Source organism: Brevibacillus sp. LEMMJ03 (assembly GCF_007197875.1).
GTDB classification, from domain to species: domain Bacteria; phylum Bacillota; class Bacilli; order Brevibacillales; family Brevibacillaceae; genus Brevibacillus; species Brevibacillus thermoruber.
Genome location: NZ_VKJN01000098.1, coordinates 1 through 411, shown reverse-complemented (window position 1 = coordinate 411; position 411 = coordinate 1). Strand labels below are relative to the sequence as shown.

The 411-nt window shown below is 50.9% G+C and carries 1 protein-coding gene; it reads left to right on the top strand.

Features of this window, described 5'->3' with window-relative positions; translation table 11 throughout:
• Positions 1-411: P-type ATPase actuator domain-containing protein (locus tag FOI68_RS22985; protein WP_483296179.1), on the top strand; the 411-nt coding region annotated here is incomplete at both ends.

Genomic DNA, 411 nt, shown 5'->3' with positions numbered 1-411 from the left:
ACGTAGCCAAAAGCGGTTTGTATGGTTTGAAAAGCTTTACGTTAGATACTAATTTTCTTATGATCATTGCAGCCATTGGTGCGGTGGCTATTCGGGAGTGGAGCGAGGGCGCAACCGTTGTATTCTTGTTTTCTCTGGGTAATGCATTGCAGGCCTACACGATGGATAAAACCCGCGAATCCATTCGCGCCTTAATGGACTTAGCGCCGCGAGAAGCGCTGGTACGGCGCGACGGGCAGGAATTGCGTCTACCGGTAGAAGAAATCGTGGTAGGCGATGTCATTATCGTCAAACCAGGTGAGCGCATTGCCATGGATGGTAATGTAGTGAGTGGTGTTTCCACGGTGAACCAGGCGCCCATCACCGGTGAGTCCATGCCAGTGGAAAAAGAACCTGGCGACCTTGTTTATG